Raw genomic sequence first — 15,787 nt, forward strand, 5'->3', positions numbered from 1 at the left:
GGCGACGATGTCTGCATCTATCAGGCGGTCACGCTCGAGGCGCGACTTTCCGACGGATGACAAGGGCCAGGTGGTCAGGGGCCGACACCCGCCATCCGATCCTGGACGACGGCGTCGTGATCTACGTCGGCGAGACGATCCTTGGCCGTATCACCCATCGGCTGAATCACGATCAGCCGCGGATCGACCATCGGCGGCAATGTCTGGCTGATCCGCGACGTGCCGCCGAGCAGCATGGTGACGCTGGCCACCCCGCGGAAAGTTCCAAGCGGCGCCTGATCCCGTATCTCATGCTGTTACTGGCGCTTTCCACCGCATGAAGCGCCGCTCCAGTGCCTCCAGAATGGCATTGAACGTCAGCCCGATGACGGTAATGCTGAGGATGCCGAAATACATCTGCGGAATCAGGAAGCTGTACTGGCTGTTGATGATGAGATAACCGAGGCCGGCCTTGGCGCCGACCATTTCGGACGCAACCAGCACCAGCATGGCCGACGCGCTGGCCAGGCGAATACCGACGAAGATAGTGGGAAGCGCCGCCGGAACGATCACCTTGCGAAACAGCTGCTGCGAGGTTGCACCCATGGTCCGCGCCGACTTGATCAGCAACGGATCGACCTGTTTCACCGCGGCAATGGTATTGAGCAGGAGTGGCCAGGCGCAGCTATAGATCACCATCGTGACCTTCGACAGCTCGCCGATTCCGAGTAACAGGATGAAGACCGGCAGCAGCGCAAGCGGCGCCGTGTTGCGGCAGATCTCGATGAACTGGTTCACGAGATCGCCGAGCCGGGCATACCAGCCGACGGCCACGCCAAGCGGGACGATCAAGGCGACCGAAATCAGAAATCCGCTCAGGGCGCGCAGCAAGCTGGCGGAGATGTCATCGTAGAGCTCGCCGGTTTGCGCAAGCTGCCAGCCCGCCGCGATCACCTCCGAGAAGGGTGGCAGGAACACGGCATCGATCAGCCCGAGCCGCGGCGCCACCTCCCACGCCGCCAACAGCGCAATCAGCAGCAACGAGCGGTGCCCGAAGGCAGCCAGCCCGCGGGCCGCGGCGCGGATCCGGCCCACCAGCGGCGATGCCGGGCTTTCCGCGCGGGTAAGCGGCTCGGGGCGCCCGTGCGCAAGCTCCAGCAATGTCAACATTTCGAGGCTAGACATGGGTGACCTCCTCCACTTTGCGATCGGCGCGCGCACCAGCGCCGACGGCCAATTGTCCTTGCTGCGCTTTCAAGACTTCGTCGCGTAACAGACTCCAGACCTCGTGGCGCACGCGGCCGAACTCAGGCAGCGAGCGCACGTCGTCAGCCTCGCTGCGCAGCACGTCCGGAATGTCGATGATCTGCTTGATCCGGCCCGGACGCGACGTCATCACCGCCACCCGCTGGCCGAGCACGATGGCCTCGTCGATGCCGTGGGTGATGAAGACGATCGTCTTGCCGGTGGCGCGCCAGATCCGCAGCAGTTCGCCCTGCAGCGTCTCGCGCGTCTGGGCGTCCAGCGCGGCGAACGGCTCGTCCATCAGCAGCACTTCCGGATCGTAGGCGAGGCTTCGCGCGATCGCCACGCGCTGCTTCATGCCGCCGGAGAGCTCATGCGGGTAGCGGTCGGCAAAGCCGGACAGCCCGACGAGGTCGAGGAAATGCCGCGCGATGTCGATCCGCTGCTTGGCCTTGAGCCCGGCGATATCAAGGCCGAACTCGACATTCTCAGCGGCGGTACGCCAGGGAAACAGTGCATACTGCTGGAACACGATGCCGCGGTCGCGACCGGGTCCGGCAATCGGCCGGCCATCGAGCAGAATCCGGCCGCTGGTCGGCAGCGTGAGCCCGCCCAGCAGATCGAGCAAGGTGGATTTCCCGCAGCCGCTTGGGCCAACCAGGGCCAGGAATTCGCCGGAGCGAACATCGAGCGTGATGTCCTCTAGCGCGGTGAAGCGCTGGCCTGGTCCGCCACCCTCGCCGCGCAGGACGAACTCCTTGCGGACATGCTCGAAACGGATCTTGACGGAGGTCATCGGGCCTCCGCCGTCTTTCCGGGACGAAAATAGTTGAACGCATTGGTGTAGGTGTCGGAAGCCTTGACCTGACCCGGCTTGAACAGGCCGTCCTTCTCCAGCCAGTCGATCCATACCTGGATTTCGCTGTCCGAGATCAAGCCGCCCTTGGATGCAACACCGGTGCTCTTCCAGTATTTGATCGAGGAGGCATCCTCGTTGCGCTTGCGCTCGGCGATGATCTTGTCGAACCGGGCCCGCACCTCTTCCGGCGGTGTGGTCTGGGCCCATTCGATGGCTCGCGAAATCCCCTCCACCAGCTTACGCGAGGCATTGGGATTATCCTTGATGAATTTGTCCCGCAGTACATAGGCACCGCCGGTGAACTGGCCGAACAGATCGGTGTCGACAAAGAGCGAGCGGATGCCATCCCGTTCCAGCGCCTTGTCGCGAAGGACACCGCCCAACGCGCTGACCTCGACCTGGCCCTGGCGCAACGCTTGCTCGCCGCTGACCGGAGGGATCGCCACCAGCGTGACCTGCCTGGCTTCACCAGCGCTGAGGCCGGACCTAGCCAGGTACTCGCGCAGCACGAACTCCAAATGTGCGCCCAGCGTGTTGACCGCGACCTTCCTGCCGATCAGGTCATGCGCGGTCTTGATCGGGCTGTCGCCCTTCACGAAGTAGCCGTAATAGGTGTTGGCGTCGGAGCCGTAGTAGCCGACCACCGCCTTGACCGGCGCCTTCGCCGCGATCAACTTGAGGATCGCCCCATAGAACGCGCCGCCGATGTCCATATCGCCGGTGACGACGGTCTGGATGTCCTGCGGCCCGCTGATGGTGTTGCCGACCCATTTGAGCTTGAGCGGGGCGAGATAGCCAAGGTCCTCGGCCAGCTCGATAAACGTCACCTGCCCGGCCGATCCCTGGTAGCGGATCTCGGTCTTCTCGAGCGGCGGCTCGGCGAATGCCGGGGCCGTGAGGCCGAGCGCCACGGCGCCCGCCAACAAAACCCGCAACGTGTTGCGGGTGGCCCGTCCCAACCCGGCGCGCCTTGCGGGAAGCAATCGAAGTATAGCGTTCATCATTCTGACTCTCGTGAGCTAATCAGGATCAAGCGGCTTTGGCGGTCTGGGGCTTGGATGTCTTGACGCGCGTCACACTGCGGCGACCGTCGACGCTGAGCGGTACATCGCCATCGATGGTGGCCCGGCGCACAACGCGGTGCTGGTCGCCATAGTCGTTGACCGCGTAATGTTGCGTGGCGCGATTGTCCCAGATCGCAATGTCGCCGGCCTCCCAGCTCCAACGAACGGTGTTTTCCGGCGCCGTGATATGCGACTGGAACAGGTCAAACAGCTTCTGGCCGTCGGATTTCGGCAGGCCAACGAAGCGCTGCACGAAATTGCCGAGCACGAGCGTGCGCTCGCCTGTCTCGGGATGGACGCGCACCACCGGATGCTCGGTCTCAAAGATCGTTCCGGTGAACACCTCGTCGAAGTGCTTCTTGTCCGCCTCGGTTGCCCGCGTCTTCACGGCATAATCATAGGCGTTGCTGTGAACGGACCACAGTTCGTCGGCGAGCTTGCGCAGGGGCGCCGGCAGGTCGAGATAGGCGGCTGCCGTGTTCGACCAGACGGTGTCGCCGCCGTAGGGTGGAATCACCACGCCGCGCAGCACCGAGATTTTCGGATAGGCGTCGACGAAGGTGACATCCGTATGCCATTGGTCGGCGCGGCCACCGCCTCGGCCCGAGTCCAGCTCCAGGATCGACGACGTGCCCTTGATCGCGCCGACCGTCGGATGGGGCACCAGCTTGCCGAGTCTGATGGCAAAGCGCTCCTGTTCGGCATCGTCGAGATGTCCCTGGTCCCGGAAGAAGATGACCTTGTGTTCGAGCAGCACTTGGTTGATGGCACGGATGGTCTCGTCCGAAAGCTCGCCCGACAGTTTGATGTTCCTGATCTCGGCGCCAAGCCTGGCCGCACGCTTAACGATGTCGGCGCGCGGAATGACGTTATTAATTGTTGTCGTGTTGCTCATGGTCGTGCTCTCGTCACTGCGATCCCCGTGGACAAAGCTCCGCCATGCGCCGGTCGCGGAAACGACGGCGGAGATAGATGAAATCATTTCTGGCTAGGGGGCCCTACTCGGCCGCAACGTGCTCCGGCAGACGGCCCGAGCCGGGACATCGGTCACTGCGACCGAATTGGAGCATGATGAAACGACCTCGCGTTGAGGTCCTGAATGGTACGAGCGATCGATCGTCAGTCAATGAAACAAAACCAGCTTTGTTTTCGGCGAGAGGCAACGAACGCTTCGTTAGCAATGCTGACACTGAAAGATTTGCAATGATGACTGCCCGCCCGGCTGCAAGAGCGGCGCAATTTGACGCGACGCAACGCACTTCTCGTCCAAAGACGCGATAAAATCGTTACAGCTGCCGTCGTTTCTCGTCGTGACGACTGCCCTGGTTTTTGATTGGCGCTCTGGTCGCAAGCTTCATGCTTGCATCCACCTCAACAACGCAAATTCATTTCATCGACATCAGCGGGACTGCAGACGTAGAGTCTCGCTTGTTACAACTCTAAATGCACGCGGATCTCACAATGAGCGAACGACGGCAGCTTTCCCTCAACTTCTTCATGTATCCAGATGGTCATCACGAAGCTGCCTGGCGCCACAGGAGTTCGGCAGCCAATCGCATCCTCGACGTCACCTATTATCAGGAGCTGGCGCAGCGCGCTGAAGCGCACAAGTTCGACGCGGTCTTCTTCGCCGACGGCCCGGCGCTGGCGGACAATGTCCGCTATGCGCAACGGTTTCGGCTTGAGCCGATCACCCTGCTCACGGCGATCGCCTCGGCCACCCAGCGGATCGGCCTGATCGCCACGGCATCGACGACTTATACTGAGCCCTACAATTTGGCGCGGCTGTTCGCCTCGCTGGATCACATCAGTGCCGGCCGGGCCGGCTGGAACATCGTGACAACGAGCACGCCGCAGGCCGCGCAGAACTTTGGCTTGCCCGAGCATCCTCCGCATCACGAACGCTATGAGCGGGCGCGGGAATATCTCGACGTCATCACGCGGCTTTGGGACAGTTGGGAGGACGACGCGCTCGTCAACGACCCCATCTCGGGTATTTTCGCCGACACCGCCAAGATCCACGCAATCAATCACGTCGGAAAGCATTTTCGTGTACGCGGGCCGCTGAACATCTCAAGGACGCCCCAGGGACGGCCGGTCTATGTCCAGGCCGGCTCCTCCGACGACGGACGGGCCTTTGCAGCACGTTTCGCCGAGGCGATCTTCACCGCACATCAGACATTGGCGAGTGCCCAGGAATTCTATGCCGACATCAAGCGCCAGGCTCGCGCCTTCGATCGCAGGCCGAATCAGATCAAGATCCTGCCCGGCATCAGTCCTTTCATCGGCAGCACGCAGCTCGAGGCCGACCGACTGCAGGAAGAATTCAACGACCTGATCCAGCCAGAGTATTCGCTGACCCAGCTGCGTCAGATGCTCGGCCTCGACCTTTCAGGGTTTGACCTCGATGATCCCTTTCCCCGTCATTTGATCGATAGTCGCAGCGCGCACGGCGTCGCCAGCCGCTTCAAGCTGGTGGTCGATATCGTGGATCGCGAGAAACCGACCCTTCGTCAACTGGTGCAACGGCTGGCGGGGGCGCGCGGCCATTGGGTGATTGCTGGTCCGCCGGAAAAGATCGCCGACAACATCCAGACCTGGTTCGAGAACGGGGCAGCCGATGGTTTCAACGTCATGCCGCCCTGGCTGCCCGGTGGGTTCGACATCTTCGCCGAGCAGGTCGTGCCCATTCTGCGCAAGCGCGGCCTGTTCCGTCACGACTACACGGGCACAACGCTGCGCGATCATTACGGCTTGAGCCGGCCGGCCAGCATCTTCTCCAACGCCATTCAGGCGATCGCATAGTTCGCCTGTCGCAAGAGAAGCCTAACGGATTGCTTTCATTGGGCCGCTGGACGGCTAAGACGCGAATGAGCAACAGATTTCTCTATGCCCCCGAAACCAAGCTGCGGTGTCTTCGAAATGCGCTGCGCTTTGGGAAGCTGGTTTTGGCGATGCACGAGCTTCGCAACGAGAGCGGCTGGTTCGCCGCTCTGGCCTCGGTGGTGTAGGAGCGCGGGCTCAGACGCTGCGAGTGTAGGATCGACGTGCGGCTCGACACGCTTTCCCAAAGATCAGCCGTGGTGGTGCGTCGGATTGCGCCCTTTCTGCTCGGCATGTGGCGCCGCAGGATCTGTCATCAAACATCGCACTGAAACTCGTCACCGAACGCCCGTTTGCCAATCCGGAAGTCGCCGCCCGCCATCTCCTTCAGCTGGCGTCGGTATCGAGCCGGTACAGGACGGCCGTGTTCGCATCGAAGATCAACTATCCCTTCCTCTACCCACTTAAGGGAACCGGCGCAGAGTTCGGCGCCGGGATGAGGTGCGCTGTAGAGAAGGGCGAGCTGCATGAGAGCGGCACATACGTTCGGCTGCAGACGCCCGCCGAGGATCTGCTCCGTCAGTAGAGGAGCGTGAAGGACAACCACGCCGCGAGAGACGCGCAGAGGCAAATTCCAAAATAAGGCAATACAAGGCGCATCGGGCTTCCCTCCGAAACGCAAATGTTGATCATCATCTCATGCGCGGACGACGACCACCAGGAATCAGGGGTTGCAATCGCGCGCCTTCCGGCAAGCTGGGGAGGCGCGTTCCCAATGGAACATAATGCCCGATAGTCACATTTCGGTTCCCGCGAAATTCAGCTTGCAACCAAGAAAAGGTTAGCGATAGATTTTCCGAACCGGGGCTGGCTGCATATTTCACTTGGATATTTAACCCGGCTTTTTTGACCATGCGCGGGCCGCAGCGATTTAACCTCCCGCTGCAGCCTTCGTACGTGCGGTTACACCCGCTAGCGCGGATCGGTGAACCTCTTTCTCAGCTTGCACGAAGTCTTTTCCCACCCCGGCGGAATCCTCCTGAAACATGCGGGGCGATACTGGCAGCATCGAACACGGGGATGCCAACATGCTAGTCCTGATGAACCTGATCTGGCGGCGCGTTGCTTATACGATGCTCGCCGGTATGCGGTCCAAGCTCGTCCGGCAGTAGGGTAGAGGGGCTGTCGCCTGGGGGCCACCACATGCCCAAGCAGATCGCGATAGCCTTGTGGTCCTTGGCTGCGAACGTGATCGCATTCAGTAAGGCAACGCTGGTTGCATCGCAATAAAAAGGGGAAAACCCGCCGCCTCGTGAGACGGCGGGTCCCTATGCCCATGCGCACCGCGGTACTTGTCACCAGGCCGCGATGGCGGCTTTTGTACCTGTTAGCTATTGCCGGCAGGTTACCGGCTCGCTGGGCGTCTGCCGCTCGCCCGCTGTTCGGTGGCGGGCTGAAGGCAGAACGACTCCAAGAAGTCCGCTAGGCCGGTCGGCAGCGCGCCGGACCCGCGGTAGCTACGTCCCGCCACCGGGAGGGACCCATGACCGCTATTCGGCTATCAAAGGCATTGCGTGAAACGGTCGACAAATGCGCTGGCAAGCAGGAGGATCAGTCCGGCCGTTCCGAATCCATTCGCCGAAGTCGGGATCGGGCTGAAGGCGAAGGCAGGAAACGCATTCAAGGTCGAGGGGATGGACCATGAAGCGACTATTCGGACTTATCGCGCTGCTCATTGCGACTGGCGCGTTTGCTCAAACCGCTCCGCCGAAAGCCGCCAAAAAGCCGCCTGTTCAGGTCAAGCCGCAGGCGCCAATGGGATGCAAGCCCGTCGGCACCGTCAGGGGAACCAAGATTTGGGCCGGCGATTGTACAGCGCCCTCGGATCTCAGGGGCAGCGCACCAGCCGCCGAACCCACGGCGCCAGCAGAACCGCCCGGAGCGCCCGCTAAACAATAGCGGCTTCCTTTCCCGTTCCGTCCGCGCCGAGCGGGCGAACTTGCCATCGTCTGCTCTGAGGACGATATTCCGATTATCTAAGGTACTTCCGGCAGCTTACAGGCTCATTTCGATGGAGGCTGCGATGCTCGCATTGGAATTGCCGCGCTGGTGGATTGTTGCTGGCAGCGCGCTGGTGATGGCTGGACTTGTAGGCCTAGGGTTTACCCGAAACAAACAGGTTGAGAGTGATCCCCTTTATGCTTCCGGGGGACGTAAGTTCATGGAGATCTGAAAGGGCCGATCCATCGGGGCCCTCGGGCACCAGGGATTCAGGTTAAAACCCCATCCCTCGGAGCGCATCCGCGCGCAGGGAACATTTGGCCTCCTGCCGAGTCCCTATCGGGAGGTGCTTGTGAGGCGACCAATGGAGAAAGCGGTTGCCGATGCGATCTCAATCGGAATTGTCGGCTTCGGCGCCTGGGGCCTCGTTGCCGGCCGCTCCTCGAGCGTACCCATTTTCTGGTCATGCGTCGCTCTCGTCGCCATTGCAGTCGGCATCTGGAGCGTTTGCAGCGACAGCTAAAGGACGTTGCGGGCGATCATGGACCTGACGGCAACCGAGCGCGATTTCCTGAGCCGTCTGGCTTCGCAATTCTGGACCAGCCCGCCGTTGTTTGACCATGAGCTCGTCGCCCGGTTGGTCGAGCTGGGACTCGTCGAGGCCGAACTGCTGGCATCGGGCGAAGTCGCGTACAGCATTACCGCGGCCGGCCGAGTTACTTTGTCCTGATCGTGTGCCGCGTGAGTGCTCAGCAGGCGGGCTCTGTTATTTGTGAGAATGGCTCAAAATTGGCGGCGTGTCCGTCACGCTTCATCCGAACGCGCCTCCATCGCCAAAGCTTTCTTCAAACGGAGAATACCCCCGCCCTTCCGAGAGCGAAGGGTTTTGATTCTGCTTCGTTCGTATCGGCGTAATCTCCTAACTCGGACGCCGGAGGCGCGTTCCGTCTGTGAATACACCCCGACGTTTTCTATTACCGCGAACGCCTTTGAAGGTTGCATTTCTGCGAACGCTTCTCGAACAGTGCACGATCAGGATGTGATAAAAGAGAACGGCCCTCGGGACCATTTAGGGAATCTCGCTCCTGCTTCGGCTCGTTCCAATGCTGTGCGGCTTGTTGAGGACGAACTCGCGGTTGCCGAAAGCCGCCTCAGAGTATTGATCAATCGCGACCTGGATGGCCTCGATGTGCGCCCTGCACCATCCTTCACGGGTCGAGAGCCGCCGCGTCTGTTCGAGCGACTTCAGGAAGTCAGGGGCGTCCTGCATGTCGGAAAAGTACTTAGGCCGCTCGACTACTTCCTGCCTCCTATAAGGGGCCCCAACGCACAGAGCTGGGGCTTGGAAGCAAAAACGCCGCCTGCTCAATGAGCGCAGGCGGCGGCTTTCCAGCCCCGGGAGGGTGACGCGCAAAATCCCGATAGGGTCCAGGCTATCACGATTTGTGCGAAGGATTGATTAAGCGTCCTCGGTCGCCACTGCGGCGCGTACCGTCTCAGGCTTCAAGTAATTTTGCCTTCCAAAAATCAGCTGCGAGTGCGCCTAGGAAAAAAGGCCGCCGAGCTGAGGGGAACGAAACGTTGCCGCCGACGTCTTCTGCATCTTTGGACAGGAATTCGTTTGCAAGCCAACAATCCGAAAGAACTCAGCAAGCAGGTCCTCCATGCGGAAGGCCTCTCCTACACAATCAGCAACATGCAGGCGTCCCGCACATTGAAGACCATGGCCGAACAGCGGCTGATGACCTTGAGCACTCGGAAGTGTCGGCTTTCAATCGGAAGGCTCAGCAAAACTTCCGCTCAAAGACAATGGTGGTCCCGCAGCTGGCAATGTGCGCGCGATTGTCGGCAATAAGCATGCTTGGAATCCGTCGCAGTCGCAATTGCCGTTCAAGCAAACTGCCGCTGGCCCACCAAACCGTCGTGTGATGGATCAATGTTCGGCTGAAGCGGAAACGCTTCGTGAGCTGGCACTTCCTCAGTCACTACGTTGAAGCGCACAAGTTTCGTTGGTCCAAACGAAGTTGAGATAGCGACGTCAGCCGCGTCCCTACCACGCGCAATTACGACACGACCGATGCGAGGCTGATTATGCCGAGCGTCGAAGGTGTACCAATCCCCGCCGATGTACGCTTCAAACCATGCGCTGAAATCCATCGGCGCCGGATCCGGCGGAACTCCGATATCGCCCAAGTAGCCCGTGCAGTAACGTGCTGGAATGTTCATGCATCGACACAAAGCGACAGCGAGATGAGCGAAGTCTCGACAGACGCCCACTCGTTCTTGGTTACCTTCGAAGACGGTGCGATCGCTTCGGGCAAAGTGGTAGCCGAACTGAATGCGGTCGTGCACATAATCGCAAATGGCTTGAACCCGCTGCCAGCCTCCGTTGATCTGCCCGAATGTGGACCAAGCAAAATCTGTCAGCTTTTGCGTATCGCAGTAACGGCTGCCCAACAGATATATTAAGGAGTCGTCTGGCAACTCGTGCAGCGGGACCTGAGTAGCATTGGGTGCGACTGCATCGGGCAGACCACTGTCCTCGATGATGAACTCGTTCCGAATCTCGATCAGCCCGCTCGGCGCGACTAGCCGCGTACAAATATTACCGAAAACATCTCTGTAATCCCTGGTATGTACAATCGGTGCCACGCGGATGGCATGGTCCGTCAAGATCTCTGACGCGCGGGACGGGTGGACGGTGAGCATAAGCACCATCGGAACGTCCTGGAAGCACTCGAACACGATTTTGTAGCCTGCCCGAATCTTCAAAGCCGTGTCCTTACCCGTCCGCGTTTACTGTGGCAGACAAAGCCCACTGGCCCTTGTTTGTTCCGGGATCTTCTCAGGTACGCTGCTGAAATGAACGGCATTCGTGGTCGAACAAATCCATTTCCACGTGCGGCCTGCGATCAGGACCGGGTCTTATGTTGTAGTCCAGAGCGCATTCGATGATCGTTTACACCGTCCACCACAGCACCGTTTATCGCTACCGTAGGTCCGTAGGGCTTGGCCAGCATCAAATACTCTTTCGTCCGAGAGACAGTTTTGATCAGCGGCTACTGGACTGCAAACTTGAGGTAAGACCGGACCCGGTCGAAATCCGCTGGATACACGACGTATTCGGTAACTGCCTCACGCTGGTTGACTTCAACACCCTGGCAGAGGTGCTCGAGTTTGAAACGACCATCCGTCTTGAGCATACGCCAGAGAAAGCTCCAGACTTTCGGATCGAGGAATACGCTCGGGAGCATCCTTTCGCTTATGACGGCAATGAACTGCCGGATCTGGCCCCATACATCCATCGCCATTATCCAGACGATACAGCCGTCGACGAATGGCTTTTAAAGTTCGTGGCGCCAGGTGTTAATCGCCCTACTGGTCAGTTGCTCATGACTCTCAACGAAGCGATCGCAGAGGGATTTTCCTACCAACGCCGTACGATGCGAGGCACTCAAACACCCGCTGGAATCATACATCTTAAACGGGGAACTTGCCGCGACTTTGCGCTCCTGATGATGGAGGCCGCGCGCTCGCTCGGCTTTGCCACTCGCTTCATCACTGGCTATGTCTATGTACCCGATCGTGATGGGGGCGTCCGTCTCGGAGGCGGCTGGACACACGCCTGGTGTTCGATCTACGTCCCAGGCTCTGGTTGGGTTGAATTTGATCCAACCAACGGCATCGTTGGAAATCGCGACCTTATCAGGGTTGGCGTCGCTCGGACACCTGCTCAAGCTATCCCGCTTTCGGGCAGCTATTGGGGCGCCCCCACAGATGAAGCAGAGATGGAAGTCCCGGTGAACGTGAAATCGGAACCGATAGCCTCATCGCCATAAGCGTCGCGATCTTGATCGCACACGCAATGGACACGGAGTTGAAACGCGCTCATCGGCGCACAGTCAAAAACATCCAGCTTGAACGTGCATCTGGGCGAGCCTGTTATTTTTCGTGAAGGCAACAGGTTGGCAAGCAGAAGCCGCCGACATGTAGGCCAGGGGTCTCGCTGGGAGCCACATACTTCGGGCCACATCTCGGCATTCTCCAATAGCCAACGGCAGCAAGCGCGTGATGCCCAACAAATTGTCCCTGTGTTGAACCTTGTCAGCGCGAACGAGCTTTGAATAGGGTCCTAACATTCGGCGGCACCGCATTTGACTAAGCAAGCAACAAAAGGGGGAAATGGCTCTGCTGAGAGTCAGGAGCTGGTGCGGCGATTATCGTTGGAGATCAGATCCCTCAATGTCTGTCTGGAGGATTTTCTTCACGTCCGAGCCGCGGCACTCGGCATTAGTGGAACACAATTGGCGATCTTGATGGCGGTGACGGATTTAGACAAGGATGGCGGTGCTCCCGCCGGCGTGGTCGCAAGACTGATGAAAGTCGATCCATCCTTCATCACGCTACATTCGAAGGCTCTGGAGAAAGTCGGATTTGTGCGGCGGAAGCCCGGCATCAGGGACGCTCGCTCGTCCAGCTGTCGCTAACGGACAAAGCCCGAAGGCGTCTCGCGAACATCGCTGCACAACAGGAGGAACTGGATCAATTCGTCTTCGGTGAGCTTGGCATTGAGGAATTGACGGGACTTTCTAACCGGCTTGCAGCGCTCAGGAAGCGGCTGGAGAGAGCTCGCCTGAAAGCCGAACTGGACACCGGCGCGGTGTCAGACCGAGGGAGGAGGAGCCGACGTTAGAAGGGAGGCGCTTTGGATCATCAACGATCGCTTGAATGCGCGGGCCACATCGGCTGGAGCAATGCCGCCCTCATCGATGACGATCCTGGCCGCTCTGGCGATGGCGTTGCACGGCCCGGCCTCGAGAAGCTACTGCCTACCATCTGCGACAGGCGTGTCGGCGCCGTTGTCCCGATCGATGCGTCTGCGAGCGCGCGGCTATCGTTAAAGCAACCTTGAGCGACTGAATCGAATTGCGGCACCGAAAGACCAGCGAATCAGCAGCGTACTCTGCATCATGAACCCTGGTTTTCCATTGCGGGCTGACCCATCAAGAATGGGGTCCAAGCCAGGAAAAACCAAAATACATAGAGAGGTACGATCGCGCTGCCGGGTGCAATCGAGCAAACCTGGTTCCTTCCGGCCGCAGCACGCTTGATGGCCCTGTAAGCTGCGAAGTCGATGATTGTCGCCGAACTCTCTGTCGCTTGATACATCGATGCCATCCTGAACCTACTCAGCCAATGTCCTTGTCCCATTCCCGTTCTCGGCCGCAATTACTCGTGCCGTGTCTCGAGCCGTGTGCAACCAGCAAAGCCAGATGTGGTCGGCCTCGCGTCGCGCCATGAAGCGGCCAACGCATTTCTTGGAGCAAAGAGCCGTCCGCCATGAATAATGGCGGATCAGCCCAAACTTTCCACCGCACATCGCGCAGCACCTTGACTGATCGTGGTGACCATTACTGGAGCTGTTGCGCATTGTGGCCTCCTGTCGGCGTTAGGTGCGCACCTCGGGCATTTTCATGGCCGCAGCACCACGCCCCCACGCAAAGTGGGCGGCGCCAAGTTTCGCGATGCGTACGGGACATCGGGCGCAAGTTTGAGACTGGTGTGCGCCGGGCTCCATCTGAGTGGCTTCGGCTACACTGACGAATGTAGCAATTATCCAATCTCGATTAATGCAATGAATAGGCCACTCGCGACACAATCCTGCGTTATCGCGGCTTGGTTTGATGGATTTGGCCGGCGCGGCGGAAGAGGCGCCTAACAGCACTCCAAGGCTTGTAAGCGCCACCGCTGCGCGTTTGCACGGTTAAAGGTGGCACGCGACTTTTTGAGTACTCATGATCACTGCGGGGCGGGTGAGACGCAGAGTTGTGGCTGCCAGGCCAAGCTGAGGTGCTTGGGTTTCCCAGAGAAGGCGCGGCAAGCGAGACCTCAGGTCAGCGCAGCGGCGGCCTCCCTGATGCTGCCGTAGACTTCGTCAAGGTCTGCCGCTGTGACACAATAGGGAGGCATCACGTAGATCGTGTTCCCGAGCGGTCGCAGCAGCAGATTTCGCTGCTTAAAGAAGGCCTGAAGCTTCGGACCGAGTTCGGCCAGATAGCCTTCATCGCTCGCTTTCAGATCGAGTGCTGCGATGGTGCCAGTCCGGCGGACGTTTTCGAAGCGCGGATCGGCGCGGAGTACCTCAACCGCCTCTTCTTGCATCGTGCCGACCGACGCCAGGCGCTGGTGAGTTTCCGGATCGTGCCAGAGATCAAGGTTGGCCTTTGCGGCGGCGCAGGCCACGGGGTTCGCTGTATAAGAACTTGAATGAAAGAATGTCCGTGTACGATCCTTTGAATAGTGTGCGTCGAAAATATCCGCCCGGCACAGTGTCACCGCGAGCGGAAGCGTCCCTCCCGTGAGGCCTTTGGAGTAGCAGGCGACATCGGGAATGACATTGGCCTGCTCGCAGGCGAATAAGCTTCCAGTGCGGCCCCAGCCCGTCATGACCTCGTCGGCAATGAAGAGGACGTCAGAGGCCTCGCAGATCCGCTTCATCTCTCTTAGCACCCACGCGGGATACATCAGCATCCCACCTGCCCCCAAAATCAGAGGCTCCACAATGAATGCGGCGGGCATTTCGTTTTGACAAGCCCACTCCAGCGCATCCAGTGCCGCCTGCTCACGGCCGCTCGCAGGAAACGGGATTGAGGTCACGTCGAACAGCAGGGGCGCGTACGGCGCGTTGAACACCCCTCTGGCACCGACCGACATCGCGCCAATTGTGTCCCCGTGGTAGGAATGTTGCATCACGACAATGCATCGTCGCGGTTTGCCGATGTTGTGCCAGTAGCCGACTGCCATTTTTAGCGCCACTTCCACGCTCGCGGCGCCACTATCCGAGAAGAAAACATGCTTGAGGCCATCGGGTACGAGCTTCAAGAGTTGCGCAGCAAGCTCCTCCGCCGGTTCGTGAGTGTAGCCGGCGAAGATGATCTGGTTGAGCTTGCCTGCCTGTTCCTGGATGGCGCGCACGATATGTGGATGGCAATGTCCGTGGGTCACCACCCACCAGGATGATATAGCATCGATAATTCGGCGCCCATCAGCGGTGTGGAGATAGGCGCCATCTCCCCGCACAATTTTTGTCATCTCCTCTTGGAGCGCATGCTGTGTGAACGGATGCCAGATCGGCGACTTCGGCTTGGTCGTCATTGCTGGAATTGATCGGCACGGAACGAGGTTTTGAAGGCGGCGTGCAGCGTGTCTGCCGCGAGGGGAGACAGCCACGGCAATCGCCCTAACCAACGCGCGCGCCCAATCTCGCGAATTGCGATCTGGGTCTCAGCATTTGGGTCCCCAATGAAGGCAATCCCAAGAATAGGGATCTGGCGCGTTCGCAGAGCCTCTATCGACAACAGCGAATGATTAATGGTGCCCAGTGCCGTGCTCGCGCAAAGCACGACGGGAAGCCGCCATCGCTCGAACACATCAATGTAGAGTGTATCGCCCCTCAGCGGCACCATCAGGCCGCCAGCGCCCTCAATCACCAACGGCCGCTCCCCGGTGTCTGGCACATTGAGCGAATCGGGCTCGATGCGGACTCCGTCAATTTCAGCGGACTGATGGGGCGAAACGGGGGTGCGAAGTCGGTAAAGCTCCGGAATGATGCGATCGGGCGAGAGACTGCCCAGCCGTGCGACGAGCTCGGCATCAGTCTCTCCTTCGAGACCGGCCTGAATCGGTTTCCAATAGTTCGCGCCGAGGAGATCGGCGAGTCCGGCGGAAAACACCGTTTTTCCGATTCCGGTGTCTGTGCCTGTCACGACAATCCGCTGACTCATCGAGCTTCACCTCTCGTCTCAATAAACACGTC

At 59.7% G+C, this 15,787-nt stretch carries 17 protein-coding genes; 8 read left to right on the forward strand and 9 right to left on the reverse strand.

Translation table 11 applies throughout. From position 1 onward, the window contains the following. Positions 1-74 precede the first annotated feature (74 nt). From AC0L3B_RS25520 to AC0L3B_RS25540, 5 genes are read right to left on the reverse strand one after another with little or no spacing between them, the layout of a single operon-like run. Entirely contained in the window at positions 75-251 is a 177-nt protein-coding gene (locus AC0L3B_RS25520) for a hypothetical protein (protein ID WP_473381227.1), read from the reverse strand. A 37-nt stretch (positions 252-288) separates the two neighbouring features. Next, entirely contained in the window at positions 289-1,200 is a 912-nt protein-coding gene (locus AC0L3B_RS25525) for an ABC transporter permease (RefSeq protein ID WP_473381228.1), read from the reverse strand. After that, positions 1,157-2,020 carry an ABC transporter ATP-binding protein gene (locus AC0L3B_RS25530; protein ID WP_473381229.1) on the reverse strand — a complete coding sequence of 288 codons (864 nt, stop codon included), beginning with the start codon at positions 2,018-2,020 and terminating at the stop codon, positions 1,157-1,159. The genes AC0L3B_RS25525 and AC0L3B_RS25530 overlap by 44 nt, the downstream gene beginning before the upstream one ends. Further along, on the reverse strand, positions 2,017-3,087 hold the full coding sequence (locus tag AC0L3B_RS25535; protein ID WP_473381230.1) for an ABC transporter substrate-binding protein: 1,071 nt from the start codon (positions 3,085-3,087) through the stop codon (positions 2,017-2,019). Before AC0L3B_RS25535 ends, AC0L3B_RS25530 begins: the two co-directional genes overlap by 4 nt. Before the next feature lie 25 nt (positions 3,088-3,112). Then, complete coding sequence (locus AC0L3B_RS25540) at positions 3,113-4,042, reverse strand: TauD/TfdA dioxygenase family protein (protein ID WP_473381231.1); 930 nt, start codon at positions 4,040-4,042, stop codon at positions 3,113-3,115. 566 nt (positions 4,043-4,608) lie between these two features. Here AC0L3B_RS25540 and AC0L3B_RS25545 point away from each other — a divergent pair. The 6 genes from AC0L3B_RS25545 (at position 4,609) to AC0L3B_RS25570 (ending at position 8,701) form a co-directional block, all read left to right on the forward strand. Further along, positions 4,609-5,952 carry an LLM class flavin-dependent oxidoreductase gene (locus AC0L3B_RS25545; protein ID WP_473381232.1) on the forward strand — a complete coding sequence of 448 codons (1,344 nt, stop codon included), beginning with the start codon at positions 4,609-4,611 and terminating at the stop codon, positions 5,950-5,952. Positions 5,953-6,017: 65 nt separating this feature from the next. Then, positions 6,018-6,158: a hypothetical protein gene (locus AC0L3B_RS25550; protein WP_259219486.1), complete on the forward strand. Its 141-nt coding sequence runs from the start codon at positions 6,018-6,020 to the stop codon at positions 6,156-6,158. A gap of 107 nt (positions 6,159-6,265) precedes the next feature. Then, the gene (locus tag AC0L3B_RS25555; RefSeq protein WP_473381233.1) at positions 6,266-6,556 is read left to right on the forward strand and encodes a hypothetical protein; all 291 of its coding nucleotides are present in this window, start codon (positions 6,266-6,268) and stop codon (positions 6,554-6,556) included. 1,497 nt (positions 6,557-8,053) lie between these two features. After that, entirely contained in the window at positions 8,054-8,203 is a 150-nt protein-coding gene (locus tag AC0L3B_RS25560; protein WP_473381234.1) for a hypothetical protein, read from the forward strand. A 132-nt stretch (positions 8,204-8,335) separates the two neighbouring features. Continuing rightward, positions 8,336-8,494: a hypothetical protein gene (locus AC0L3B_RS25565; RefSeq protein WP_473381235.1), complete on the forward strand. Its 159-nt coding sequence runs from the start codon at positions 8,336-8,338 to the stop codon at positions 8,492-8,494. Positions 8,495-8,512: 18 nt separating this feature from the next. Then, positions 8,513-8,701, forward strand: a complete 189-nt coding sequence (locus AC0L3B_RS25570) for a hypothetical protein (protein ID WP_354226430.1) — start codon at positions 8,513-8,515, stop codon at positions 8,699-8,701. Positions 8,702-9,040: 339 nt separating this feature from the next. Here AC0L3B_RS25570 and AC0L3B_RS25575 read toward each other — a convergent pair whose 3' ends face one another. Both AC0L3B_RS25575 and AC0L3B_RS25580 read right to left on the reverse strand, forming a co-directional pair. Next, on the reverse strand, positions 9,041-9,241 hold the full coding sequence (locus AC0L3B_RS25575; protein ID WP_473381236.1) for a hypothetical protein: 201 nt from the start codon (positions 9,239-9,241) through the stop codon (positions 9,041-9,043). A gap of 620 nt (positions 9,242-9,861) precedes the next feature. Beyond that, on the reverse strand, positions 9,862-10,743 hold the full coding sequence (locus tag AC0L3B_RS25580) for a transglutaminase-like domain-containing protein (protein WP_473381237.1): 882 nt from the start codon (positions 10,741-10,743) through the stop codon (positions 9,862-9,864). A 179-nt stretch (positions 10,744-10,922) separates the two neighbouring features. Here AC0L3B_RS25580 and AC0L3B_RS25585 point away from each other — a divergent pair, with 179 nt between their 5' ends. Continuing rightward, positions 10,923-11,810 carry a transglutaminase family protein gene (locus AC0L3B_RS25585; protein ID WP_473381238.1) on the forward strand — a complete coding sequence of 296 codons (888 nt, stop codon included), beginning with the start codon at positions 10,923-10,925 and terminating at the stop codon, positions 11,808-11,810. 315 nt (positions 11,811-12,125) lie between these two features. Continuing rightward, a complete protein-coding gene (locus AC0L3B_RS25590) occupies positions 12,126-12,458 on the forward strand; it encodes a MarR family winged helix-turn-helix transcriptional regulator (RefSeq protein WP_473381239.1) in 333 nt (110 codons plus the stop codon). A 1,402-nt stretch (positions 12,459-13,860) separates the two neighbouring features. Here the strand turns inward: AC0L3B_RS25590 and AC0L3B_RS25595 are convergent. Both AC0L3B_RS25595 and bioD read right to left on the reverse strand, forming a co-directional pair. Continuing rightward, entirely contained in the window at positions 13,861-15,126 is a 1,266-nt protein-coding gene (locus AC0L3B_RS25595) for an adenosylmethionine--8-amino-7-oxononanoate transaminase (RefSeq protein WP_473381240.1), read from the reverse strand. Then, complete coding sequence (bioD, locus tag AC0L3B_RS25600; RefSeq protein WP_473381241.1) at positions 15,123-15,755, reverse strand: dethiobiotin synthase; 633 nt, start codon at positions 15,753-15,755, stop codon at positions 15,123-15,125. The genes AC0L3B_RS25595 and bioD overlap by 4 nt, the downstream gene beginning before the upstream one ends. Between the last annotated feature and the right edge of the window lie 32 nt (positions 15,756-15,787).

It is taken from the genome of Bradyrhizobium sp. Kon56 (genome assembly GCF_055807635.1).